At 69.4% G+C, this 23,117-nt stretch carries 25 protein-coding genes and 4 tRNA genes; 9 read left to right on the top strand and 20 right to left on the bottom strand.

What is annotated here, in order from left to right; genetic code table 11:
* The first annotated feature begins 295 nt into the window (after positions 1-295).
* Complete coding sequence (locus BMZ18_RS09980) at positions 296-1,483, top strand: acyl-CoA dehydrogenase family protein (RefSeq protein WP_244516479.1); 1,188 nt, start codon at positions 296-298, stop codon at positions 1,481-1,483.
* Positions 1,484-1,587: 104 nt separating this feature from the next.
* Here BMZ18_RS09980 and rplL read toward each other — a convergent pair whose 3' ends face one another.
* Entirely contained in the window at positions 1,588-1,977 is a 390-nt protein-coding gene (gene rplL, locus BMZ18_RS09975; protein ID WP_068099504.1) for a 50S ribosomal protein L7/L12, read from the bottom strand.
* A gap of 124 nt (positions 1,978-2,101) precedes the next feature.
* Positions 2,102-2,656, bottom strand: a complete 555-nt coding sequence (rplJ, locus tag BMZ18_RS09970) for a 50S ribosomal protein L10 (protein ID WP_068099503.1) — start codon at positions 2,654-2,656, stop codon at positions 2,102-2,104.
* A 346-nt stretch (positions 2,657-3,002) separates the two neighbouring features.
* Between rplJ and BMZ18_RS09965 the strand changes: the two genes are divergently transcribed.
* The 3 genes from BMZ18_RS09965 (at position 3,003) to BMZ18_RS09955 (ending at position 6,295) form a co-directional block, all read left to right on the top strand.
* Positions 3,003-3,200 carry a hypothetical protein gene (locus BMZ18_RS09965; protein ID WP_068099502.1) on the top strand — a complete coding sequence of 66 codons (198 nt, stop codon included), beginning with the start codon at positions 3,003-3,005 and terminating at the stop codon, positions 3,198-3,200.
* A gap of 144 nt (positions 3,201-3,344) precedes the next feature.
* Complete coding sequence (locus tag BMZ18_RS09960) at positions 3,345-5,324, top strand: CocE/NonD family hydrolase (protein ID WP_068104870.1); 1,980 nt, start codon at positions 3,345-3,347, stop codon at positions 5,322-5,324.
* Between the two features lie 8 nt (positions 5,325-5,332).
* On the top strand, positions 5,333-6,295 hold the full coding sequence (locus BMZ18_RS09955) for an alpha/beta fold hydrolase (protein ID WP_068360699.1): 963 nt from the start codon (positions 5,333-5,335) through the stop codon (positions 6,293-6,295).
* 170 nt (positions 6,296-6,465) lie between these two features.
* On the opposite strand, the gene rplA is transcribed toward BMZ18_RS09955, so the two are convergent.
* The 11 genes from rplA to BMZ18_RS09900 all read right to left on the bottom strand — a co-directional run bounded on the left by rplA (position 6,466) and on the right by BMZ18_RS09900 (position 11,249).
* The gene (rplA, locus tag BMZ18_RS09950; protein WP_068099500.1) at positions 6,466-7,185 is read right to left on the bottom strand and encodes a 50S ribosomal protein L1; all 720 of its coding nucleotides are present in this window, start codon (positions 7,183-7,185) and stop codon (positions 6,466-6,468) included.
* Positions 7,186-7,262: 77 nt separating this feature from the next.
* The gene (gene rplK / locus BMZ18_RS09945) at positions 7,263-7,697 is read right to left on the bottom strand and encodes a 50S ribosomal protein L11 (protein WP_068099499.1); all 435 of its coding nucleotides are present in this window, start codon (positions 7,695-7,697) and stop codon (positions 7,263-7,265) included.
* Between the two features lie 73 nt (positions 7,698-7,770).
* Positions 7,771-8,622, bottom strand: coding sequence for a transcription termination/antitermination protein NusG (gene nusG, locus BMZ18_RS09940; RefSeq protein ID WP_068360701.1), 852 nt, complete (start codon positions 8,620-8,622; stop codon positions 7,771-7,773).
* 58 nt (positions 8,623-8,680) lie between these two features.
* The gene (gene secE, locus BMZ18_RS09935) at positions 8,681-9,151 is read right to left on the bottom strand and encodes a preprotein translocase subunit SecE (RefSeq protein ID WP_068360704.1); all 471 of its coding nucleotides are present in this window, start codon (positions 9,149-9,151) and stop codon (positions 8,681-8,683) included.
* A 114-nt stretch (positions 9,152-9,265) separates the two neighbouring features.
* A tRNA-Trp gene (locus tag BMZ18_RS09930) sits at positions 9,266-9,341 on the bottom strand.
* A gap of 103 nt (positions 9,342-9,444) precedes the next feature.
* Positions 9,445-9,918, bottom strand: a complete 474-nt coding sequence (hadB, locus tag BMZ18_RS09925) for a (3R)-hydroxyacyl-ACP dehydratase subunit HadB (protein ID WP_244516478.1) — start codon at positions 9,916-9,918, stop codon at positions 9,445-9,447.
* Positions 9,911-10,450 (bottom strand): (3R)-hydroxyacyl-ACP dehydratase subunit HadA, encoded by a 540-nt coding sequence (gene hadA / locus BMZ18_RS09920; protein WP_068099496.1) that lies wholly within the window; start codon positions 10,448-10,450, stop codon positions 9,911-9,913. The genes hadB and hadA overlap by 8 nt, the downstream gene beginning before the upstream one ends.
* 90 nt (positions 10,451-10,540) lie before the next feature.
* Positions 10,541-10,708, bottom strand: a complete 168-nt coding sequence (rpmG, locus tag BMZ18_RS09915) for a 50S ribosomal protein L33 (RefSeq protein ID WP_027504552.1) — start codon at positions 10,706-10,708, stop codon at positions 10,541-10,543.
* A 96-nt stretch (positions 10,709-10,804) separates the two neighbouring features.
* Positions 10,805-10,877: transfer RNA gene (locus BMZ18_RS09910), tRNA-Met, on the bottom strand.
* A gap of 35 nt (positions 10,878-10,912) precedes the next feature.
* Positions 10,913-10,985, bottom strand: a tRNA-Thr gene (locus BMZ18_RS09905).
* 181 nt (positions 10,986-11,166) lie between these two features.
* Positions 11,167-11,249, bottom strand: a tRNA-Tyr gene (locus BMZ18_RS09900).
* 145 nt (positions 11,250-11,394) lie between these two features.
* Here BMZ18_RS09900 and BMZ18_RS09895 point away from each other — a divergent pair.
* Complete coding sequence (locus BMZ18_RS09895) at positions 11,395-11,886, top strand: YajQ family cyclic di-GMP-binding protein (RefSeq protein ID WP_068099495.1); 492 nt, start codon at positions 11,395-11,397, stop codon at positions 11,884-11,886.
* Between the two features lie 8 nt (positions 11,887-11,894).
* Here BMZ18_RS09895 and htpX read toward each other — a convergent pair whose 3' ends face one another.
* Together htpX and BMZ18_RS09885 are read right to left on the bottom strand one after the other, a co-directional pair.
* On the bottom strand, positions 11,895-12,761 hold the full coding sequence (htpX, locus tag BMZ18_RS09890; RefSeq protein WP_068360707.1) for a zinc metalloprotease HtpX: 867 nt from the start codon (positions 12,759-12,761) through the stop codon (positions 11,895-11,897).
* Positions 12,762-12,850: 89 nt separating this feature from the next.
* Positions 12,851-13,891, bottom strand: coding sequence for a polyprenyl synthetase family protein (locus BMZ18_RS09885; RefSeq protein ID WP_068099493.1), 1,041 nt, complete (start codon positions 13,889-13,891; stop codon positions 12,851-12,853).
* A gap of 117 nt (positions 13,892-14,008) precedes the next feature.
* On the opposite strand from BMZ18_RS09885, the gene BMZ18_RS09880 reads away from it, so the two are divergent.
* Positions 14,009-15,247 carry a geranylgeranyl reductase family protein gene (locus tag BMZ18_RS09880; RefSeq protein ID WP_068360745.1) on the top strand — a complete coding sequence of 413 codons (1,239 nt, stop codon included), beginning with the start codon at positions 14,009-14,011 and terminating at the stop codon, positions 15,245-15,247.
* Between the two features lie 34 nt (positions 15,248-15,281).
* Here the strand turns inward: BMZ18_RS09880 and BMZ18_RS09875 are convergent, their stop codons facing one another.
* The 3 genes from BMZ18_RS09875 to BMZ18_RS09865 all read right to left on the bottom strand — a co-directional run bounded on the left by BMZ18_RS09875 (position 15,282) and on the right by BMZ18_RS09865 (position 17,619).
* The gene (locus BMZ18_RS09875; RefSeq protein WP_280141985.1) at positions 15,282-15,980 is read right to left on the bottom strand and encodes a demethylmenaquinone methyltransferase; all 699 of its coding nucleotides are present in this window, start codon (positions 15,978-15,980) and stop codon (positions 15,282-15,284) included.
* A 27-nt stretch (positions 15,981-16,007) separates the two neighbouring features.
* On the bottom strand, positions 16,008-17,150 hold the full coding sequence (locus BMZ18_RS09870) for a glycosyltransferase family 4 protein (protein ID WP_068360710.1): 1,143 nt from the start codon (positions 17,148-17,150) through the stop codon (positions 16,008-16,010).
* 94 nt (positions 17,151-17,244) lie between these two features.
* Positions 17,245-17,619 (bottom strand): DUF3592 domain-containing protein, encoded by a 375-nt coding sequence (locus BMZ18_RS09865; RefSeq protein ID WP_068360753.1) that lies wholly within the window; start codon positions 17,617-17,619, stop codon positions 17,245-17,247.
* Between the two features lie 182 nt (positions 17,620-17,801).
* On the opposite strand from BMZ18_RS09865, the gene BMZ18_RS09860 reads away from it, so the two are divergent.
* Entirely contained in the window at positions 17,802-18,302 is a 501-nt protein-coding gene (locus BMZ18_RS09860; RefSeq protein WP_068360713.1) for a DUF2505 domain-containing protein, read from the top strand.
* Here the strand turns inward: BMZ18_RS09860 and menD are convergent.
* The gene (gene menD, locus BMZ18_RS09855) at positions 18,299-19,909 is read right to left on the bottom strand and encodes a 2-succinyl-5-enolpyruvyl-6-hydroxy-3-cyclohexene-1-carboxylic-acid synthase (protein ID WP_068360716.1); all 1,611 of its coding nucleotides are present in this window, start codon (positions 19,907-19,909) and stop codon (positions 18,299-18,301) included. The genes BMZ18_RS09860 and menD overlap by 4 nt on opposite strands.
* A gap of 105 nt (positions 19,910-20,014) precedes the next feature.
* Between menD and BMZ18_RS09850 the strand changes: the two genes are divergently transcribed.
* Together BMZ18_RS09850 and BMZ18_RS09845 are read left to right on the top strand one after the other, a co-directional pair.
* Positions 20,015-20,611 (top strand): flavin reductase family protein, encoded by a 597-nt coding sequence (locus BMZ18_RS09850; protein ID WP_068360756.1) that lies wholly within the window; start codon positions 20,015-20,017, stop codon positions 20,609-20,611.
* A complete protein-coding gene (locus BMZ18_RS09845; protein ID WP_068104855.1) occupies positions 20,608-21,660 on the top strand; it encodes an AbrB family protein in 1,053 nt (350 codons plus the stop codon). The genes BMZ18_RS09850 and BMZ18_RS09845 overlap by 4 nt, the downstream gene beginning before the upstream one ends.
* Before the next feature lie 109 nt (positions 21,661-21,769).
* On the opposite strand, the gene BMZ18_RS19145 is transcribed toward BMZ18_RS09845, so the two are convergent.
* Entirely contained in the window at positions 21,770-22,693 is a 924-nt protein-coding gene (locus tag BMZ18_RS19145) for an SIR2 family protein (RefSeq protein WP_082894880.1), read from the bottom strand.
* Positions 22,694-23,117 lie beyond the last annotated feature (424 nt).

The following is a 23,117-nucleotide window of genomic DNA, read 5'->3' as shown; positions in this document are numbered from 1 at the left end:
GAGTCCGCCGGCGCACCGGCGGCCGAGGGGGGCCCGGCGCTGCATCGCGCCGCGCTCACCGGCCTCAACCGCTGTTGCGCTTACCGCTCCAGGCTACGGATGTCGTTGTGCCGGAACACGACAAGACCGGTGTGACATGTGGTCAACAGTCGGTCCCTCGATTGGAGAAGCACCAGCGTCGGGCGAGAGACCCGGGCAGCGGCCGACAACGGGTCGATACTCGCCCACGCACAGAACCCGCCGGACGACGTAGCGGGAGGCCACATTCCGGGCAAATCCGACGAAAGGTCCCACCGTGTCCATCACAGCCGAGGAACGGTCCACTCCCACCACGGATTCCACCGCCGGATCCGGGCCCGAGTCCCGTCTGGCGGCACGTGAGCGTGCCACCCTGCGGCGCTACCTGCCGGCCCTGGCGGACTACCTCGAGGCGACCCCGCTCGCCGTCCTCGAGTCGCCGGGGCACGACGCCGTCGCCGTCTTCAAGGACGCCGGCGGGTGCGGTCTCATCGCACCCGAGTCGCTCGGAGGACTGGGCGCGAGCGCCGTCGACGCCATGGACATCCACCGCGCCATCGGTGCGCAGTCCCCGTCCCTCGCGGCCGCGGTGACGATGCACCATCTGTCCCTGGCCACGATCGTCGAGATCGCGAAGGCCGGCCCGGAGGAAGAACTCCCCCTCGTGGCCGGCCTGATCGAGCAGAAGGCCGTCATCGCCTCCGGCTTCGCCGAGGGAGTCGGCTCGACGCTCGTGCCGTCGGTGGACGCCTACTACGACGACGGGGACTACGTCATCAACGGCAGCAAGAAGCCGTGCAGCCTGTCGTCGTCCATGGACTTCCTCGCCGCCAGCGTCGCCACCCGCGAGAAGAAGGGCGGGAAGACCCGCAAGGCGGTCGCCCTCGTCCCGGCGACCATGCCGGGGGTGTCGGTACGGCCGTTCTGGACCACGCCGATCCTCGCGGGCGCGGAAAGCGAGGAGGTGGTGCTCGAGGACGTCCGCATTCCGGTGGCGCTCACGATGATCGGGGCGCTCGACGATCCGGACGGGCAGCACGAACTGACCGGGTTCCTGTGGTTCGGCATCCTCGCGTCCGCCGGCTACATCGGGGCCGCGACGGCCCTGGTGGAGCGGCTCGTGGGCCACCCGAAGGTGAGCGACGGCGTCTACACCACGGCCGCCGCCGAACTCGAGTCCGCGATGGCGGCGCTCGAGGCGGTCGCCGCTGCCCTCGACCGCGGCGAGAAGGGCGCGGACGTCTCGGCCCGACTGCTGTTCTGCCGCATCGCTCTGCGCGGCGCTCTGCGCCGGGCGGCGGATGCCGCGGTCACGGCGCTCGGCGGCATTGCGTTCATCACCGACCCGGACGTGGCGTACCTGCAGTCGGTGGTCTCGGCGTTCGCCTTCCACCCGCCGTCGATCCGGGAGACCGAGGCCTCGCTGGCCGCGTACCACCGCGGCGAGGCGTTCTCTCTGGCCTGAGCCCGGGCCGGACCCTGCCGGACCCCGCATGAGACCCCGACAGACGCGAACAGCGGCCGCACCCGGAAGGGTGCGGCCGCTGTCGGTTCGCTGGGGAACTCAGATCACTTGAGCGAGATCTTCGCGCCGGCAGCCTCGAGCTTCTCCTTGGCGGCGTCGGCGGCAGCCTTGTCGACCTTCTCCAGGATCGCCTTCGGGGCGCTCTCGACGAGGTCCTTGGCTTCCTTCAGGCCCAGGCCCGAGACGACCTCGCGGACGACCTTGATGACCTGGATCTTCTTGTCGCCGGCCGAGTCGAGGACGACGTCGAACTCGTCCTGCTCCTCGGCGGCCTCGGCGCCACCGGCAGCCGGGGCACCGGCAGCGGCAACGGCGACCGGGGCAGCAGCGGTGACCTCGAAGGTCTCCTCGAATGCCTTCACGAACTCGCTGAGCTCGAGGAGGGTGAGCTCCTTGAACTGGTCGAGCAATTCTTCGGTGCTGAGCTTCGCCATGGGGGCGTCCTTCCGTGATGCCCGTCGCCGGAGGCGGCGGGAAGTTGCTGTCGCCGATCCGGGGACAGGGTGGTGGTGTGCGGGCGAACCCGCACGAGGTGGTGCGGCAGTCCTTGCGGATCAGCTAGTCGGCGGCTGCAGCTTCCGGCGCCGGGGCGCCCTCTTCTGCGGCCTTCTTCTCCTGCAGCGCAGCCGCGAGACGCGCGACCTGCGAGGCGGGAGCGTTGAACAGTCCGGCAGCCTTCGACAGGTTGCCCTTCATCGCGCCGGCCAGCTTGGCCAGCAGAACCTCACGCGACTCGAGGTCCGCGATGCGGTTGACCTCGTCCACGGACAGCGCACGGCCGTCCATGTAGCCGCCCTTGATCACGAGCGCCTTGTTGTCCTTGGCGAACTGCTTGATCGCCTTGGCGGCGTCGACGGGCTCGCCCTCGATGAACGCGATTGCCGTCGGTCCGACGAACAGATCGTCGAGACCTTCGATGCCCGCATCCGCAGCGGCCCGCTTGACCAGGGTGTTCTTGGCGACGGAGTACGTGGCCCCGGCACCGAGCGCCCGACGCAGTTCGGTCAGACGAGTGACCGACAGACCACGGTATTCCGTGACCACGGCCGCCGTCGCGCCCTTGAACTGCTCGGAGATCTCCGACACCGCGGTGACCTTCTCTGCTTTCGCCATACTTCGCCTCCTCTCTTTCGCTCTCGTGTCGATCCCTCGGCAAGAGGCGAAGCCGGCCCGGAGACGAGAAACGCCCCGGACGCAGAAGCGTTCGGGGCGCACGATGGTGAGCGGGCGACCTCGCGGAGGACGTCGACACGCTGCTCGGGCCACGATCCTCCTGCGTGGGCCGCCGACTCGCGAGGGGTCGGACCTTCGATCACGCCCGGAGGGGCGTGACGACCAACGGTCTTGGGTGGAACGGGTGAAGCATGTGGCTGCTTGCGCAGACCGGTCGAGTGTAGGCGCCGGCGAGCCGAGAATGCAAAACGGTTACCGAGGGCGCGGTTCGGGAACAGAGTTCACCATGGCCAACTATCGCGTACTCGACCCGACCGGTTCCGTCGTCGCCACCAAGGAGATCGACAACTCGACCGACGCCCACAGCTGGTTCAAGGAGAGCAAGGCCGACGACGCCGAGCTCGGCTGGCGCCTCGAAGTCGAGCACGACGGCGAGTGGGCCTTCTTCAGCGACAGCGAGGGCACACCCGAGGGCGGCAAGTAGACCGGCCCGCGTCATAGGCGACATCATTGACGACGACGCCGTTCGTGGCACCCACCAGCGAACGGCGTCGTCGTCCTGTCGGCAGCGACGACGTTCGCGCGTTGCGACGACGTGCGCTCCGCCCTCGAGGTTGACTCGACGATCATGACCGCCGCCGATCGCACGACCGCTGCTGCGCACCCCCTGGTGCGTCCTGGCGCTCTCGGTCGGCCACGGCGGGATCCGACCGGCGGCGAGGACGGTCGCGCCTGGGCCGAGCTGGTCGAGTCCACCCCCGAGTTCCCCGACGTGCACATCCGCCGCGCCGTGCCGATTCCGGTGAGCGACGGAACCGTGCTGCGAGCCGTGGTGATCTCCCCCGCCGACGGCGACGGACGCCCCGCGTCGTACCGATTCCCCGTCGTTCTCAACGTCACGCCGTACAACTCGCTTCTGCTCGACCTGATCGACCGGCTGTTGGAGGCTCCGGTGCTGGGCCGAACCCTCCGCACGGTCTCCGCATCCGTCGACTTCTCCGGTACCCCGCTCGAGGGCGTCACCGAGATCACGCGGGTGATCGCGGGCGGCGCGGCCGACCTGCTGACGATCAACCGGCACCTGGTCCGCAGCGGGTACGTCCAGGTCATCGTCGACGCCCGCGGCACCGGGCAGTCCGCCGGCGTGTGGGACACCCTGGGACCGCGCGAACAGCTCGACACACTCGACGTGCTCCGGTGGGTGCGCGCGCAGCCGTGGTGCGACGGGCACGTGGGCATGGCGGGCATCTCCTACTCCGCCATCAACTCGCTGCAGGCGGCGGGATCACCGGACGGACCCGACGCGGTGTTCGCGGTCGAGGGATCCGAGGACATCGTGCGGGAGATCTTCGCGACGGGCGGGGCGCCGTCGGTGTTCATCCCGCTGTGGTTGGCCACGGTGAACGCGCTCAAGTGGGCCCCCACCCCGCACCTCGGCACCGGCATCCCCCGCTGGCTGGTCGACCGCCTTCGCAGCCCCGCCACGAACATCGGGAACCTCGTGCGCGGCTTCCTCACCGGCTCGGACCCGCGGATCTACGACGATCCCAGCTTCGACACCATCGACCCCACCATCGAGACCATCGACGTCCCGACGTTCCTCTACGGCTGCTGGCACGACATCTTCGGTGGCGCGGCGCCGGACATGTACAACCGGCTCACCCTCGAGCGGGGCCGCAAGCAGTTGCTCGTCGGCGACGGGTACCACGGCAATCCCGGCATCGGCTTCGGCGAACCCGGCTTCCCGCCGCGTCTCGACGTGCTCGAACGCGCCTGGTTCGACCGGTGGCTGCGCGGTATCGACAACGGCATCGACCGCTACGGGCCGGTCACCCTCCGGCAGCAGGGCGGCGGGTGGGAGGCCCACGGCCGCTTCCCGGCGCCGCACGCCGTCCCCCGCCGGCTCTACCTCACCGCCGACACCTCGGGCACCGCCGGGCACGCCCGCGCCGACGGCTCCCTGACCGCCGAGCCCCCGTTCCGTTCCGCGTCGCTGCGAGTGGCGCCCGGCTGGCGCGCCACGATCTCCCGCGACACGACGCAGGTGCTCGCCGGGGTGCCCGCGGTGCTCGGCGGCGGCTTCACCTACGACAACCGGTTCGCCGAGCGTGACGCCCTCACGTTCACCACCCCGCCCTGCCGGGCCGCCGTGGTGCTCTCCGGGCCGGCCAACCTGCACGTCACCACGGTCGCGTTCGCCCGCGAGGCGTTCTGGGCGGTGATGGTGTGCGACGTCGATCCCGACGGGCGGTCGACGGTCCTCACCAACGGTGCACTCCTCGCGACCCGGCGGGCGATCGACGACGGCAAGAGCGTGCGCACCGAGTCCGGCGACTATCTCGTCGCGCACCACCCGCTCACCCGCGAATCGCTGCTACCCGTGGTTCCCGGCGAGGTCACCGTGCTCGACATCGAACTACTCTCGACCGAGGCGGTGCTGCACCCCGGACACCGCCTCCGGATCGACCTGTTCGCCGCCGACGCGCCGCGCTACGTCCCGATCCTGCCGGACCGCCTGCGTACCCGCTGGCGCGCCCAGGACGTCGTCGTCGATCCGGCGAACCCCAGTTTCGTCACGCTGCCGGTGCTCGGGGAGCCCGGCTGGTAGGAGGACACATGCACGAGGCACGCGCGGGACAGCACGACCGAGACGCACGGGAAGCCGACTCCGACCTCGAGATCCGCCGGGGCACCGCCCCCGTCGGTCGGGGCGTCGAGCTGGCCTACGAGGACATGGGCGATCTCGACGCGCCGCCGGTGCTGCTCGTCATGGGCCTCGGATGTCAGCTGCTGACGTGGTCGATGCCGTTCTGTCGCCGTCTGCTCGACGCCGGCCACCGCGTCATCCGCTTCGACAACCGCGACATCGGCCTGTCCACCAAGATGACCGGCGAGCGGGTGACGAGCAACGTGCTGCTGCGCCTCGTCCGCCACGAGCTCGGGCAGCCGAGCTCGGTGCCGTACACGATCGTCGACATGGCCGACGACACGATCGGCCTCATGGACCACCTCGGCCTGGAACGCGCGCACATCGTGGGCGCCTCGATGGGCGGCATGATCACCCAGGTCGCCGCCGGCTCGCATCCCGAGCGCTTCGACAGCGTCACCATCATCTTCTCCAGCACCAACCAACCGTTCCTGCGTCCACCGGACCTGCGCGCCCTTGCACCCCTGCTGAAGCCTCCGCCGAAGAACGCAACCCGCGAGCAGATCATCGAGCACCAGGCGACGACGTTCCAGACCATCGGCGGCAAGCAGTACGCCACCACGTGGGAGGAGCGCATCGCCGACGCCACCGCCGCCTACGACCGCAGCTACCACCCCGCCGGCATCGTGCGCCAGTTCGCCGCGATCACGGGCACCGGCAGCCTGCTGAAGTACACCCGCCGCATCACCGCGCCCACCGCCGTCATTCACGGCACCGCCGACCCGCTGGTCCCCCCGATGTGCGGCAAGGCCGTGGCCAAGGCGATCCCCGGGGCCCGGCTGACGCTGCTCGACGGCATGGGCCACGACATCCCCAACGAGCTGCTCGACGAGGTCATCGGCGCCATCACCGACGTGATCGCGCGGGCCTGACGGCTCCGGCACCTGCCTCGCTGCACACAGGTCGCGACGAACGCCGGGATCCCGCGGATCGGGGCGAGCTAGGTGCGGTGGCGCAGGTCCGAGCAGACACACACGCTCCCCGAACACGACGAAGGCCGGCACCCGCAGGGGGTGCCGGCCAACGCGCGTGTCTACGCGGATCAGACCGTCGCGTCGTCCTCGAGGAGGTTGCGGGTCCGGTTCGGGTCCACCGGGATGCCCGGTCCGGTGGTGGTCGAGACCGTGACCTTCTTGACGTAGCGGCCCTTGGCCGACGACGGCTTCGCACGCAAGATCTCGTCGAGCGCCGCGCCGTAGTTCTCCACCAGCTTGGCGTCGTCGAACGACGCCTTGCCGATGACGAAGTGCAGGTTGGCCTGCTTGTCGACGCGGAAGTTGATCTTGCCGCCCTTGATGTCGTTTACGGCCTTGGTCACGTCGGTGGTGACGGTGCCCGTCTTCGGGTTCGGCATCAGGCCACGCGGTCCGAGGACACGGGCGATGCGGCCGACCTTGGCCATCTGATCGGGGGTGGCGATCGCGGCGTCGAACTCGAGCCATCCGCCCTGGATGCGCTCGATCAGGTCCTCGGCACCGACCTCGTCGGCACCGGCTGCGGCGGCCTCGTCGGCCTTCGCGCCGGCGGCGAACACGATGACGCGGGCGGTCTTACCGGTGCCGTGCGGCAGGTTGACCGTGCCGCGGACCATCTGGTCCGCCTTGCGGGGGTCGACGCCGAGCCGCACGGCGACCTCGACGGTGGCGTCGAACGTGCTCGACGCGGTCTCCTTGGCCAGCTTCGCCGCGGCGAGCGGCGAGTAGAGCTGGTCGGAGTCGATCTTCGCTGCTGCGGCCTCGTAGGCCTTGCTGCGCTTTGCCATGGTGAATCCGTTCGTTCGTTCGGAGTGTGGTGCGAGCCTGGCCGGCTCTCCCACGACGTGCTGTCGATCCGGGGGGGTTATCCCTCGACCGTGATACCCATCGAGCGAGCAGTGCCGGCGATGATCTTCGCGGCCTGATCGATGTCGTTGGCGTTCAGGTCTTCCTGCTTCGTCTTGGCGATCTCGCGCACCTGATCCATGGTCACCTTGGCGACCTTGGTCTTGTGCGGCTCGCCCGAACCCTTGGCGACGCCGGCTGCCTTGAGCAGCAGCTTGGCGGCGGGCGGGGTCTTCAGCTTGAAGTCGAAGGTCCGGTCCTCGTAGACCGAGATCTCCACCGGCACGACGTTGCCACGCTGCGACTCGGTTGCCGCGTTGTACGCCTTGCAGAACTCCATGATGTTGACGCCGTGCTGACCGAGGGCAGGGCCCACGGGCGGCGCCGGGTTGGCCTGGCCGGCCTGGATCTGAAGCTTGATGATCCCGGCCAGCTTCTTCTTCTTGGGGGGCATCTGTAATTCCTAGTTGTTGCGTGGTTCTCGGATGTCTTGCGGTACTGCCTGCAAGTAGTGGGGAGGGGGCGAACTAGATCTTCGCGACCTGCGTGAAGCCGAGCTCCACGGGCGTCTCGCGACCGAAGATCGACACCAGCACCTTGAGCTTCTGCTGCTCGGCGTTGACCTCGCTGATGGAGGCGGGCAGCGTCGCGAACGGGCCGTCCATGACGGTGACCGACTCGCCGACCTCGAAGTCGACCTCGATGACCGGCTTGGCCGCGGTCTCGCCGGCGGTGTCGCCACCCGCAGCCGGAGTCGCGGACGCCTTCTTCTTGTCCTCCTGCGGCATCAGGAACTTGACGACCTCGTTGATCGTGAGCGGCGACGGACGCGACGTCGCACCCACGAAGCCGGTGACGCCGGGAGTGTTGCGGACGGCGCCCCACGACTCGTCGTTGAGCTCCATGCGCACCAGGATGTAGCCGGGGAGCACCTTGCGATTGACCTGCTTGCGCTGGCCGTTCTTGATCTCGGTGACCTCTTCGGTGGGGACCTCCACCTGGAAGATGTAGTCGCCGACGTCGAGGTTCTGGACGCGGGTCTCGAGGTTGGCCTTCACCTTGTTCTCGTAGCCCGCGTAGGAGTGGATCACGTACCAGTCACCGGGGGCGCGGCGCAGCGCGGCCTTGAACTCGGCGACCGGATCGACCGGCTCGGCGTCGATGTCCGCGGCGGGAGCGTCGTCACCCGCGGTCTCGTCGACAGCGGTCTCGTCGGCGTCGCTGTCGTCCTCGCCGGTGGCGGCGGCCACGTCGGCCGCGATGGCCTCGTCGGTCGCGCGGTCCTGCGCGGCCTGCTCCGCTTCGAGGCCCTGCTCGGTGGCCTCGACCTGAGCGTCGTAGGCGGCCACGTCGGTGGCGTCGTTGTGGGGCGTGCTCACGAAAGGCACTCGCTTCCTGTATTCGTTCTGTCGTGTCGGGGTGCGGCGGGGATCGGCGTCAGCCGAACAGCCACTGGACCCCTCGGATGAACGCCAGGTCCAGCCCACTGATGTAGGCCACCATGAACGTCACGAACACCAACACCACGGCGGTGTAGGTGACCATCTGCTTGCGGTTCGGCCAGATGACCTTGCGCAGCTCGGCGACGACCTCGCGGAGGAACCTCCGCAGTCGCGCGAAGATGTTCTGCTTCGGCGCCGCCTCCGTCCGCTGACGGCCGGGAACCTGCGACGCGGTGGCGACGGACTTGCCCGCCGTCGTCTTGCCCGAGCCGGCCGTTCCGTCGGCCGAGTCGGTGTCCCGCGAGCGACGCGCGGCGCGCTTGCCGGTGGGCCGCGCCGAAGACGACACAGCCGAGGATGCCGACGGAGCCGAGGATCCCGCGGCGGCAGCGTCCGCGTCGCCGCCGGGCAGGTCGGTCGACCCGTCGGTGGCGGCGTCGTCGCGCGGCTCGCGCTGATCGCTCACGTGGTTCCTCTCGGTCGCGTCTGGTTCCGCCGCGCCCGCTCGGGCGACGACGGCGGCCGACCCGCCGCATCGAGAACCTCCGCAGGGGAGGACTCGGGGAAGACCGGCCGGTCGTGGCAGGGGCGACAGGACTTGAACCTGCAACCTACGGTTTTGGAGACCGTTGCTCTACCAATTGAGCTACGCCCCTTCGATCGCCCGAGGCGATCGCAGCCGGAGACGGACAGCGCACAGCGCCGCACGACCCCGAAGCACGAGTGTACTGCACCGTGAGACGGGGAACGAAATCGTCCCTAGCCGAGACGGACGGTGGCCGTGGCCCGCCCGAAGATCTTCTTGCCCTCGAACTTCGCCGTGATGGCGACGACGGCCGTGCGGGTCTCCGCGTCCACGGACTTGATCCGTCCGGTGAAGTCGACCTTGGCCGGCTCGGTCTCCTTCACGAGGACCGGCGAGGTGAAGCGCACGTTGTACTCGGTGATGGCACCCGGGTCACCGGACCAATCGGTGACGAATCCCGCTCCGAGGCCCATGGTCAGCATGCCGTGCGCGACCACCTCGGGCAGGCCGGCGAGCGATCGCGCCACCGGGTCGGACCAATGGATGGGGTTCGGGTCGCCGGACACGCCGGAGTAGTTGACCAGGTCGCCGCGCGTGAGCTCGTAGGTCCGCTCCGGAAGATCGTCGCCGACCGCGACGTCCTCGAACGTGCGCAGTCCGACCCGCGGCGTCGCGGCGTCGATCGATCCGGTCGCATCGCTACTCACTGCGCATCACACCCTTCGCCATGGCCAGCGCCTCGGTGTCGGCACCGCCGCCGGTCTTCGCGACCAGCGTCGTGACCGTCGTCATGACGTCCCGATCGTCGGCGTCGGTCACGATGTTCTTGGTCACGATGATGTCGCTGCCGCCCATCTGGCGGAACGACTCCAGGTACACGTCGACCGTCAGCCGGTCACCGGCCACGATCGGACGGTGGAACTCGAGACGCTGGTCGGCCTGCATGATCTGGGAGAGGTCGTACCCGGTGATGACCTCGTCGAACATGGCCTTCTGCGCGATGATGCCGATCACCGAGATGAAGGTGGCGGGCGCGACGAGGTGGTCGTACCCCAGCGTTGCCGCGGCGTCCTCGGAGAGGTGCGCGGGATGCAGGTTCTGCACGGCGCGGGAGTACTCGCGCACCTTCTCGCGGCCGATCTCGTAGTGATCGGGCATGCGGTAGTGGTGCCCCACCATCGACGCGGTGTGGGCCGCCGGATCGACGACGGCAGGCGATGCCGCAGTGGTCTCGGTCATGTCGAAGTTCCCCCCAGATGGACGAGTGGCTCCACGCACGACAGCGCTGCCCCTACCCCGGAAGGCAAGGACAGCGCCGGCAGACGAAGATCAGCGAGATTCGCGGTGCGCCCGGTGGGTTCCGCAGTTGGGGCAGAACTTCTTGATCTCGAGGCGATCGGGATCGTTGCGCCGGTTCTTCTTCGTGATGTAGTTCCGGTGCTTGCACACCTCGCACGCCAAGGTGATCTTGGGCCGAACGTCGGTGGAGGAGGCCACGTCGATGCCTGCTTTCGGGTAGAGCGCGATACGGGCGCTGCGTCGGTCACGGATCGGACCTCGCTGCGCAGCGGCCGCGAAGTCCTTCGAGTCGAGTAGCGATGGCCGGACTTGAACCGGCGACACAACGATTATGAGTCGTTTGCTCTACCGACTGAGCTACACCGCCTCGGTGCCGGACGCCGGCCGGCGCACGGTCCCGCGAGCCCCCTAACGGAATCGAACCGTTGACCTTTTCCTTACCATGGAAACGCTCTGCCGACTGAGCTAAGGGGGCAGGTCCGGCGCACGCTCACGCATGCGTCGAAGCCTCGACAGACAGTACACAAGGCCCGATCGACTCGCCAAATCGGCAGGTCGGGGCCGGTCCGGGCGCCTGACCGGGCACTGGACCCGGCACATGACCGGCACAGACGACTCGACCCCGACGAGCGATGCTCGCCGGGGTCGGGCCGGGGTGGCAGATGTAGGATTCGAACCTACGTAGGCATAAGCCGACGGATTTACAGTCCGCTCCCATTGGCCGCTCGGGCAATCTGCCGGGTGCGATCCGAGGGACGGTGACCCGCTCTCGGTGCGACGACGAGACTACAACGACGGCACCCCCGAATGCCAAACCGCCTGCCCACCCGGCGGTCGGATACGGTCGATCACACCGATCAGCGCGTGGAAGAGGGAGAGCACTCATGGCCGATTCGTCGTTCGACGTCGTCAGCAAGGTCGACCGCCAGGAGGTCGACAACGCGCTGAACCAGGCGGGCAAGGAACTGTCGACGCGCTACGACTTCCGCGGGACCGGCGCCTCCATCGAGTGGTCCGGCGAAGAGGCGATCGTGCTCACCGCCGAGGCCGAGGAGCGCGTGAAGGCCGCGCTCGAGGTGTTCAAGGAGAAGCTGATCCGCCGCGACATCTCCCTCAAGGCGTTCGACGCCGGCGAGCCCGTGCAGTCCGGCAAGACCTACAAGATCACCGGCACCCTCGTGCAGGGCATCTCCACGGAGAACGCCAAGAAGATCTCCAAGAAAATTCGCGATGAGGGCCCCAAGGGCGTCAAGGCGCAGGTGCAGGGCGAGGAACTGCGGGTGTCGAGCAAGAAGCGCGACGACCTGCAGGCCGTCATCTCCCTGCTCAAGGGCGAGGACTTCGGCATCGCCCTGCAGTTCGTCAACTACCGGTAGTCACCAGATCACCGGTAGGGCCCGGCCATTCTCTCGAGCCGCGCGATCCGCTCCTCCATCGGCGGGTGCGTCGAGAAGAGCTTCCCCGCCCGGTCCCCCATGCGGAACGGGTTGGCGATCATCAGGTGCGACTGGGCGGTGAGCTTCGGCTCCGGCGGGAGCGGCGCCTGCTGCGTGCCGTACTGCAGCTTGCGCAGAGCCGACGCCAGCGCCAGCGGGTCACCGGTCAGTTCCGCGCCGGATTGATCGGCCTGGTACTCCCGCGACCGGGAGACGGCCAGCTTGACCAGCGACGCGGCGATCGGGCCGAGCATCGACACCAGCAGCAACGCCAGGGGGTTCGCACCCTGGCCGTTGCCGCGTCCGCCGAAGGCGTTGGCGAAGAACGCGAAGTTGGCCAGGCCGGACACGACGGCCGCCATGGCCCCCGCGACGGAAGAGATGAGGATGTCGCGGTTGTAGACGTGGCTGAGCTCGTGCCCGAGCACGGCCCGGAGTTCGCGCTGGTCGAGCAGGCCGAGGATGCCGCTGGTGACGCAGACCGCCGCGTTGCGGGGGTTCCGACCCGTCGCGAACGCGTTGGGGGCGTTGGTGGGGCTGATGTAGAGCCGCGGCATCGGCTGGTGCGCGGCCGTGGCGAGTTCCCGGACCATCGCGTAGATCTGCGGGTACTCGACCTCGGTGATCGGCTGGGCGTGCATCGAGCGCAGTGCCAGCTTGTCGCTGTTGAAGTAGGCGTAGCCGTTCATGCCGACGGCGAGGAGCACCGCCAGGATCAGCACGGTCGAGTTCTGGAACAGCGACCCGATGAACACGATGAGCGCCGACATGCCGACCATCAGGCCGAACGTCTTCATACCGTTCGCGAACTTCATCTCGAGTCGCCCACCTTTCGCCGGTTGTCACGACGACAACGAGCGGAGGGACTCGCCGGGTTCCCGGGCCGCCCCGCGCGCGGCGGGGGCTATCCGGTCCGAGCGACGGTGTATTCGACGAGGTGGCGCAGCGCGTCGTTGGCCGGCCCGGCGGGCAGGGCGTCGAGCTCGGCGTAGGCGCGACCGGTGTACTCGGCGAGGGTCTCGCGAGCGCGAGTCATGCCGGTCGACGACGCCAGCAGTTCGAGCGCCTCGGTGACCTCGGCGTCGTCGGTGACCGGGCCCCGCAGCAGGTGGCGCAGCCGGTCGCCGGTCGGGCCCTCCTCGCGCAGCGCGTAGAGCACCGGCAGGGTGTGGACGCCCTCGCGCAGGTCGGTGCCGGGCGTCTTGCCTGACTCCGCCGACGCGGAGGAGATGTCGATGATGTCGTCGGCGATCTGGAACGCGGTACCCACGGCGTCGCCGAGGCGTTCGAGCCGCTGGACGTGCTCGCCGTCCCCGCCGGAGAACGTGCCGCCGAAACGCCCGCTGGTGGCGATGAGCGAGCCGGTCTTCTCCCACACCGTGCGAAGGTAGTGCTCGACGGGATCCTGGTCGGCGCGGCGCCCGATCGTCTCGCGCATCTGCCCGGTGACCAGCGCGGCGAACGTCTCCGCGATCACGCGCACGGCCTGCGGACCGAGGGTCGAGACCAGGCGTGAAGCGTGCGCGAAGAGGTAGTCGCCCGCGAGGATCGCGACGCTGTTGCCCCAGCGCGCGTTGGCACTGTCGACCCCGCGACGCATGCCGGCCTCGTCCATGACGTCGTCGTGGTAGAGCGTCGCGAGATGGACCATCTCGAGCACCGTGGCCGCCGTCACGATGTCCGGACTCGACGGATCGGGACCGAGCTGCCCGGTCAGCACCGTGAACAGCGGGCGGAACCGCTTGCCGCCGGCCTTCGCCAGATGCAACGCGGCCTCGGTGAGAAAGTCCTCGCCGTCGGACAGCTCCTCGACCAGCAAATTCTCCACCGCTGCCATCGCCTCGCGCACCGTCGTCGCGAAGTCGGCGTCCCCCAGATCGACGCCCGCGACCACGGTGGTCTCCGCCGTACTCGCACCCGTGTCGGTCACCGTGCCCGCACCCATTCCCGTCGCCGAAGTCCAGTCCCGACCGCCGCCGACGCGGCGCCGTCCACCCCCAACCTAGCGGGTCTGGAAGATGGAACCATGACCGAGCAACCCACCGAGCCTGTGACGTCCGCGATGACGACCCCCGCCGAGCTGTCCGCGGACGTTCTGGTGGTGGGTGCGGGACCGGCCGGCAGCGCCGCCGCGGCGTGGGCCGCGCGGGCAGGACGCGACGTCGTGCTGGCCGACGCCGCGCGCTTCCCGCGGGACAAGACCTGCGGCGACGGCCTGACACCCCGCGCCGTGGCCGAGCTCGACCGACTCGGCCTCGGGGAGTGGGTTCGGGGCCGGGCACGCAACGTCGGCCTGCGACTCACGGGCTTCGGGCAGGAGCACGAACTGCGGTGGCCGGGCGGGTCCCTGCCGGACGTCGGCAGCGCCGTCCCCCGCACCGAACTCGACGACCGCATTCGCCGCGTGGCGACGGACGACGGCGCCCGGATGATCGAGGGCGCCAAGGCGGTCGGTGTCGAGCGTGCGGGTGACCGGGTGGCGGCGGTGACGTTCCGCACCCACGACGGCGACCTGCGGATCGCGTGTCGCACCCTCGTCGTCGCCGACGGCGTGCGCTCGCCCCTGGGCAAGCTGCTCGGCCGAGAGTGGCACCGGGACACGGCGTTCGGGGTGGCCGCGCGGGCCTACGTGGCCAGCGACCGGAGCGACGACGAGTGGATCACCTCGCACCTGGAACTGCGCGACGCCGACGGCGTGCTGCAGGCCGGGTACGGCTGGGTGTTCCCGCTGGGGACCGGCGAGATCAACCTGGGCGTGGGCACGCTGGCGACGGACCGTCGACCGGCCGGCGGCGCGTTGCGTCCGCTGCTGAATTTGTATGCCGCGCAACGCGAATCGGAGTGGGGGCTGTCCGGCGGTCCGCAGCGGGTGCAGTCGGCCCTGCTGCCGATGGGCGGTGCGGTCTCGACCGTCGCGGGACCGAACTGGGCGCTGATCGGCGACGCCGCCGCGTGCGTGAACCCGCTCAACGGCGAGGGCATCGACTACGGGCTCGAGGGTGGGCGGCTCGTCGCCGAGCTGCTCGGCGAGACGGACCTCACCGACGTCTGGCCCACCGTGCTGCGGGAGCACTACGGGCGCAGCTTCTCCGTCGCCCGACGACTCGCCGGCCTGCTGACGCTGCCCCGGTTCCTGCCCGCGACGGGCCCGATCGGGATGCGGTCATCGGCGATCATGACCGTCGCCGTCCGGGTGATGGGCAACCTCGTGACCGAGGAGGACCACGACGTCGTGGCCCGTGCCTGGCGCGCTGCGGGGTCGGCATCGCGGCGTCTCGACGCCCGGGCGCCGTTCAGCTGACCGGCTCGACCGTCGGGGAGCCGGTGACCAGGGCTCAGGGGGCTGTTGCTCGGTGCAGCGTCACGATCCCGCCGGTCAGATTGCGCCACGTGACGTCGGTCCACCCCGCGCGTTCGAGCCGACGGGCCAGTTCGGCCTGGTCCGGCCAGGCGCGGATGGATTCCGCGAGGTAGACGTAGGCGTCGGGGTTGCTGCTCACCGCGCGGGCGACCGCCGGGAGCGCCTTCATGAGGTACTCCATGTACAGCGTCCGGAACGCCGGGAACACGGGCGTCGAGAACTCGCACACCACCAGCCGTCCGCCCGGGCGGACGACGCGGCGGAGCTCGCGCAGCCCGGCCTCGTGGTCGGCGACGTTGCGCAGTCCGAACGAGATGGTGGCGGCGTCGAAGGCGTCGTCGGAGAACGGCAGTGCCATCGCGTCACCGGCCACCATGGGCAGCTTGCGCGACGACCCGGCGGCAAGCATGCCCTTCGAGAAATCCGCGGCCACGCACCACGCGCCGGAGCGGCCGAGCTCGACCGTCGAGACGCCCGTGCCGGCCGCGAGGTCCAGGACGGTCTCCCCCGGCCGCAGGTCCAGAGCCGCGCGGGTGGCGCGGCGCCACCCGCGGTCCTGCCCGAAGGACAGGACGGTGTTGGTGACGTCGTACCTCTTCGCGACCCCGTCGAACATGGACGCGACGTCCTGCGGTTTCTTGTCCAGTTGCGCTCTGGAGCCGTGTGCAGCCACGACGTCGACACTACCGATCGCGCAGATTCACGCCGCCCGCGCGCGACGCGCGGGGCGTCCGATGACGTCCTCGTAGTGCTCGAACAACCGCGCGCACAGCGCCGGCCAGGTGCGGTGCAGAACCGAGATCCGCGCGGAGGCGGCGAACCGGGCGCGAGTGGTCGGATCGGCGAGCGCGCGAGCGGCGCTGGGCAGCAGTTCCGCGTAGCGGTCGACGGGAAGCAGGTAGCCGTTGCGGCAATGACTGACCAGGTCGCGCGGCCCGCCGGCGTCGGGACCGATCACGGGGACCCCGCTGGCGAGCGCCTCCTGCACGGTCTGACAGAACGTCTCGTGCTCACCGGGGTGGGCGAAGACGTCGAACGACGCGTAGGCGGCGGCGAGGTCCTGTCCGCCGAGTTGGCCGAGGAAGACGGCCGTCGGCATGAGCGCCTCGAGCCGCGCCCGCTCGGGACCGTCGCCGACGACGACGACCGTGACGTCGTCCTGCGCGGCCAGTCCGGCGAGCCGCTCGACGTGCTTCTCCGGGGCGAGGCGACCGACGAAGCCGACGATCTGCGACCCGTCACCGCCGGTCCAGGCGCGGCGGAGGTCGACGCGACGGGCCGAGGGCGCGAACCGCAGGGTGTCGACGCCGCGACCCCACCGGTGCACGCGCGGAATCCCGTGCGCCTCGAGGGCGTCCATCGCCGACGTCGACGGGGCGAGCGTGCGGTCGCTCGCCTTGTGGATGCGCCGCGTCCACGCCCAGCAGGCCCGCGAGGTCAGACCCAGTCCGTAGCTCTCGGCGAAGCCGGCCACGTCGGTCTGATAGACGGCCACCGTGGGGATCTCCAACCGTCGCGCCGCGGCGACGCCGCCCGCCCCGAGGGAGAACGGCGACGCCAGGTGGACGACGTCGGGAGCGAAGGTGCGCAGGGTGGTGAGCAACGTCGGCGTCGGCACGCCCACGGGCAGCGAACTGACCTTGGGGACCATGACCGACGGCACGCGGACGACGGGCACACCGTCGTGCTCGGTGGCCGCGGGGGCGACCCCGGCGGGGGTGTCCGGGGCGACGACGAGCGCGTCGTGGCCGGCGGCGTCGGCGTGTTCGAGGACGCGCAGGATCGAGTTGGTGACACCGTTGACGTGGGGCAGGAACGATTCGGCGATCACGGCAATGCGCACGATCCCGACGGTCCCGCGCCGGGACGACGGGTCGGCAGAGCGACCGTGACGTGACGGCGAACGGCAGACGAATCCTGCCCGGACCTCGTCGCCGCTACTGCGCGCGTCGCCGCAGGACCAGGATCAGCGGACCTGCGATGGCCCAGGTGACCACAACGACCGACAACGCCGGGATCACCGCCACGGACGCGTCCCGGCCCGCCACCCGCACCAGGTCCGGTTCGGACCGCGCGTACTCGACGTCGATGCGCTGCCCCGCCACCAGGTTGGTCGGGTAGAGGACGCCGAGCCGGGGATTGTGCATCTCGCCGTCCGGGGTGACGAAGCTGACGGCGGACCGCAACCGACCCGCCGAGAGCACCTCCGCCGTCGCGACGCCCTCGTCGGAGGAGATGGTGTGGTCGTTGCGCCACGCCGCGAGCACCAGCAGCACGGCCAGCACCGAGATCGCGGTGGCGAGGACCGTCAGGACGGTGACCGCGAGGGGGCGTCGCCTGCGGGGTGCCGCCGTGCCCGGCGTTCCCCCCGTCTCCGTCGTCTCGCTCGTCACGGGCGCCAGCGTAGTGGCACCTCACGACGGGCTCGGACGGACAGGTCGGTCCGCCCCGATCGGGTCGAACGGGCCGGTACCCGCCGAGTACCCTCCGACGCATGGGGCGGAAATTCGAGTTCACCGAAGACTTCGACGTGACACTGGAGCAGGCGCACGCCGCGCTCACCGACGACGGTCTGTGGGAGAAGCGGAAGCAGGATGCGGGCGATCGGGCCGAGGTGTCCGTCACCCGACGCGGCGACGGCGGCATCGAGGTGACCATGAGCGAGAACGTGGGCGCTCAGGTCCTCCCGGGCGTGGTGCAGAAGGTGGTGCGCGGCGGTCTGACCATCACGCGCAAGGACACCTGGGGCCCGCTGGAGAACGACCGCGCGGGCGGCACCCTCGAGGGCGGCTCGACCGGTCTGCCGTCGAAGGTCTCCGGCGTCTTCGTCCTGGCCCCGCACGGCGCGGGCACCCGCCTCACCCTGAACGGCACCGCCGAGGTGAAGGTGCCGCTGGTGGGCGGCAAGATCGAGGGCCTGATCGTGGACATGATCGGCAAGCTCGTGCACACCGAGTCCAAGCAGGCCCGCGAGTACCTGGCCCAGCAGAGCTAGCCGATCGCGCTCCGGATGTGGGCGTGCAGGTCGCGCAATCCGGAGCGATCGGTGGTCACCTCGAACACCCGCATGCCGTCGGCGTGCCCGGTGAGGGCCTTGGCCAGCTCGTCGGTGTCCACCCGGCGGTGCGGAACGCGGTAGGCCGCGCAGAGGGCCGCGAGGTCCATGCCGTGCGGCGTGCCGAACACGCGCTCAAACACCCCCGCGTACTGCGGATCACCCTGCTCGAGCAGTTCGAAGATGCCGCCGCCGTCGTCGTTGGCCACCACGATCGTCAGGTCGCGCGGGCGCGGTTCGCCCGGGCCGATGAGCAGGCCCGACGCGTCGTGCAGGAACGTGAGATCGCCCATCAGCGCGATGGTGCGGCCCTCGTGGGCCAGCGCGGCGCCGACCGCCGTGGAGACGGTGCCGTCGATGCCGGCGACGCCGCGGTTGGAGATCACCCGCACGTCCTCGGCGGGATAGCCGACCAGGGCCATGTCACGGACCGGATTCGACGCCCCGAGCAGCAGCAGGTCACCCGGGCGTCGGGCCGAGGAGACGGTTGCCGCCACGTGGAGGCCGGTGACGGCGCGGGCGTGGTCCAGCGTGGTTCGCACGGCCTCGTCGGCCGCCGCGGAGGCGTCGGCGCAACGGCGCAGCCAGGCCTCCGACGGCCCGCCGGTGACGACGGCGCGAGTACCCGTCGCGACGACGTTGCCGGAGACGTCGGGCCAGCGCGGACCGGTGGTGAGCGCGACGACGTCGACGTCCGGGTTCGCGAGAAGCGCGGACACCGGCCGGTGCAACGTGGGCCGGCCGGTGATGACCGCCTGGCGCGGCGCGAGCGTCGGCAAGGCGAGCGGGTTGACGGCCGGGCCGTGCAGCGGCGCGGTGGGTTCGGCGACGGTCGGCAGGTGCGCCAGCTCGGGCCGGTACGCGGCGCCGTGGCCGGAGATCACCACGGTGTCCGGCGTGAGGTCGAGGTCGACGGGAACGTCCAGGGTGGCGTACTGCGTGGTGGTCCACGCGGCCCCGTCGGGGCGACCCGCCGGCGCCGGAGTGGTGTCGGAGAGACTGGGCACCAGGGGTTCGCGCAGCGGGATGTCGAAGTGCACGGGGCCGGCGTTGCCGGAGCGGGTGCCCCGCGCCGCCGCGAGCACCCGACACACGGCCGAGCGCCACTGGCTGTTGCGGTCCCCCTCCTCGGCCAGGCCGAGGCTGATGGTCGCCCGCACCTGCACGTCGAACAGGCCGAGTTGCTCGATGGTCTGGTTGGCGCCGGTGCCGAGCATCTCGTAGGGCCGGTTGGCGCTGAGCACGACCAGCGGGACGCGGGCGTAGTTCGCCTCGAGCACCGCGGGCCCGAGGTTGGCGACGGCGGTGCCCGACGTCATCACCACCGGTACCGGGCGTCCCGCGGAGATCGCGAGTCCGATGGCCAGGAACCCGGCGGTGCGCTCGTCGATCCGCAGGTGCAGTCGCACCCGCCCGGCGCGGTCGGCGGCTTCCAGTGCGAACGCCAGCGGCGCGTTGCGGGACCCGGGGCACAGGACGACGTCACGGACGCCGCCGCGGATCAACTCGTCGACGACGACGGTGGCCTGGGCAGTGGACGGGTTCACCGATCCAGGGTGACACATGACGGCAGGCCCACCGCCGGGAGAGCAGCGGTGCACACCGCCGGGAGCGCAGCGGTGCACCGCCGCGCGAGTGGCACGATCGAGACCGTGCGCCGAACCTTCACCCCGCAGTCCGTGGACGAGACCACCTACTACAAGCTGCTGACCTCGACCGTCGTTCCTCGCCCGATCGCCTGGGTGTCGACGATCTCGGCGGACGGTGTGCCGAACCTCGCTCCGTACAGCTTCTTCACCGTGGCCAGCTCCGTTCCGCCGGTGGTGCAGTTCACCTCCATCGGCCGCAAGGACAGCCTCCGCAACATCGAGGCGACGGGCGAGTTCGTGATCAACCTCGCGACGGAGGCGTTGTTCGAGGAGGTCAACGCGACGTCGGCGAACTACGAGTCCTCGATCAGCGAGTTCTCCGCCGTGGGGCTCGCGGAGGAACCAAGCGAGACGGTGCGCCCGCCGCGGGTCGCGCAGTCGCCGGTCTCCATCGAGGCGACGCTGAACCGGGTGGTCGAGGTGGGCAACGCCTTCGTCGTGATGGGCGACGTCACCATGATCACGGTGCGGGAAGGCCACCTCGCCGACGACGGGCTGCCCGCGTTCGATGCGCTCGCTCCGCTGAGTCGACTGGGCCGCAACGAGTGGGGACTGCCGCCGGCGGTGCGGACCATCGATCGGCCGACGACGCCGCGATGAGGTTCTCCCCGGCCGCCGCCGGGAGGTGGGTCGCACTCACCCTCGTCACGATTCTGCTGACCATCCTCGCCGAGCGCGTAGGTGTGCCGTCGGCCGCGCTGTTCGTCGGTCTCGCCGTGGCGACGGTGTTCGCCCTGGCGAAGGTCGGCCCCGCGAAGGTCCCGAGTCGGGCGAGCCAGGCCGCGCAGGCGGTGCTGGGGGTCGAGATCGGCACGCTGCTCGATCGGGACACCCTCGCTTCGCTGGGAACGGACTGGATTCCCGTGGTGCTCGTCTCGCTCGGCACCCTGCTGCTGTCCATCGGCGCCGGCGCGGCGCTCGGCCTGCACCGCGACCTGTCGGCGACGACGGGCGCGTTGGCTCTCGTCGCGGGTGGGGCGTCCGGCATGGTGGCCATCGCGCGTGACCTGGGCGGCGACGAACGGGTGGTCGCGGTCGTGCAGTACCTGCGAGTGCTGCTGGTGACGGCGTCGCTGCCGTTCGTCGCCACGGTGGTGTTCCACGCCGACACCGGCCGCGGCGTCGGTCCCGCGGACTCGGGGGCGCCGCTGTGGGTGGACGCCGTCTTCATCCTCGGGTGCCTGGCCGTCGGCGTGCCGCTGGCCCGGCTGATCCGCCTGCCCGCACCGGCGCTGCTCGGCCCGCTGATCGTGGCCACCGTGGCCGATCTGGCGGGCTGGACCGGCGGCGCGGAGGTGCCGACCCTGCTGCTCGCCGCCGTCTACGTCGTGATCGGCTGGCAGGCGGGCCTGCGCTTCACCGTCGAGTCGTTCCGCTCGATCGGTCGCATCCTGCCGTGGGCCACGCTGTTGATCGTCGCCATCGCCGTCGGGTGCGCGCTGCTCGGCCTGATCCTGGTGGCGACGACGTCCGTCACCCCGTACGAGGCGTACCTCGCCACCACCCCCGGCGGCATCTACGCCGTGCTCGCCCTCGCCGCCGCCAGCGACGTGAACGTGACGTTCGTCGTCGCCGCCCAGGTGCTGCGGGTATTCCTGATGCTGCTCATCGTGCCGCTGTTCACGCGGCGGCGGCAGCGCGGCGACTGACGGGATCCGGCCCGGCGGGGCCGGTCAGGCGTACTTCTGCACCAACTCGCCCACGCGCGGGAGCGCCTCGGTGACGTGCTTCTTGGCCGACATCCGCAGGGACGAGTCACTAAAGCGCCGCAGCCTTTCGGCATACATTCAAGATGAAACTCGGAATGCGCTCGAAGGAATCCACACTTATGGGCACAAGGCCGATTTCCATGAGTTCTTCAGCCCTGTCCTGACGGAGCCCCGACGTCAAAACGAAACCGAGGAGCCCCCGGCCTCCGACATCACGCTTGGCGCGCGCTAGATGTACGTCAATGTCTACATCATTCATGCTCGTGCCAATAGCAAGAAATCGCTTTGATAAAAACCGGCTCCCCAGAAGCGTGGGCCAGGGGGTATCAGCGGACGCCGATAACCGCGATATTAGGTCGGAGTACGAAAGCACGAGCCACTCGGACTTCGGGTACGTCTTTTCAACCAACGGCAGAAACCCGTGGGGATGGAACACCGTAACGTCAACGTCTCCCCTGAGATAAGTCGGGAAGTCGGAGACAACTTGCGTCTTATACCCATGCAGGTGCAGATACCATTCCAGCACGTCGTCGAAATTAAGCGTGAAGACGTCGCCGACTGACCCGCGCGACGACGCCATCACGATTGCACCTATGGCAATCAACATGCGGTTGCTCATGATGCCTTGTGGATACTCCCCCGCGTCTAGATACGCTTGAGGATACAAATTTGTCCTGACGAGAGACTGCAGATCGTTCGCGGCGTGATGTTTAGAAAATTCACGCCTCACCGTATCGATTGCTTTCATGAGAGCTTGTGACGAACGCCCTTCAGAGGGCACTATCCCCACGGCAGTTTCGCAACCCGCGACCAATTCGTCCCAATTAGGGAGGCCAAGACCCTTACTCACACCCGAGCCCAAAAGCAGCGCAAGTTCTCCATGCTTTAGAAGTATCGATAGGTATTCAAGCGCCAAGTCTTCACATTGCAGATCACGCAAGCTTAGGCTGTCAAAATCGCGGAGTGTAATCATTGCTCGTCGTCCTCGACGCGATCGAGAGGGCGCGTCCGCGATAACCGCAATGACCCAGTGGCTTCGAGACGGTCCACCACTTCTAGCGCATTTGCCAGACGGCTTTCCTCCGGCTGAAACCACCAGAAATTTCCATGCCGATCAATATTTACACGAGAACTGCACTGTTCTCGTGAAACTTCCGTACGTATGGAATAAGGCGCGGCGACCTTCTTGATAGCCGCATGCAGCTCAGAATGGAGCGGGTTCCGCCCCGATAGCGATACGAGTTCTAGCGTGGGCTCCGAGAGCATTTGCATCGTTACTTTTGTGGCCGTGAACTCTCCTGACGCGCCGTCGGACATGAATCTATACACCGACGCCATGTCAACCGACACATAGCGAGGCGCCGGACCATTCAAAGCTTGGCGTAGCCTGCTGGTGA

Source organism: Rhodococcoides kroppenstedtii, from assembly GCF_900111805.1.
Taxonomy (GTDB): Bacteria; Actinomycetota; Actinomycetes; order Mycobacteriales; family Mycobacteriaceae; genus Rhodococcoides; species Rhodococcoides kroppenstedtii.
Note: the sequence above shows the minus strand (reverse complement) of the source record. Positions and strands in the feature narration are given on the sequence as shown.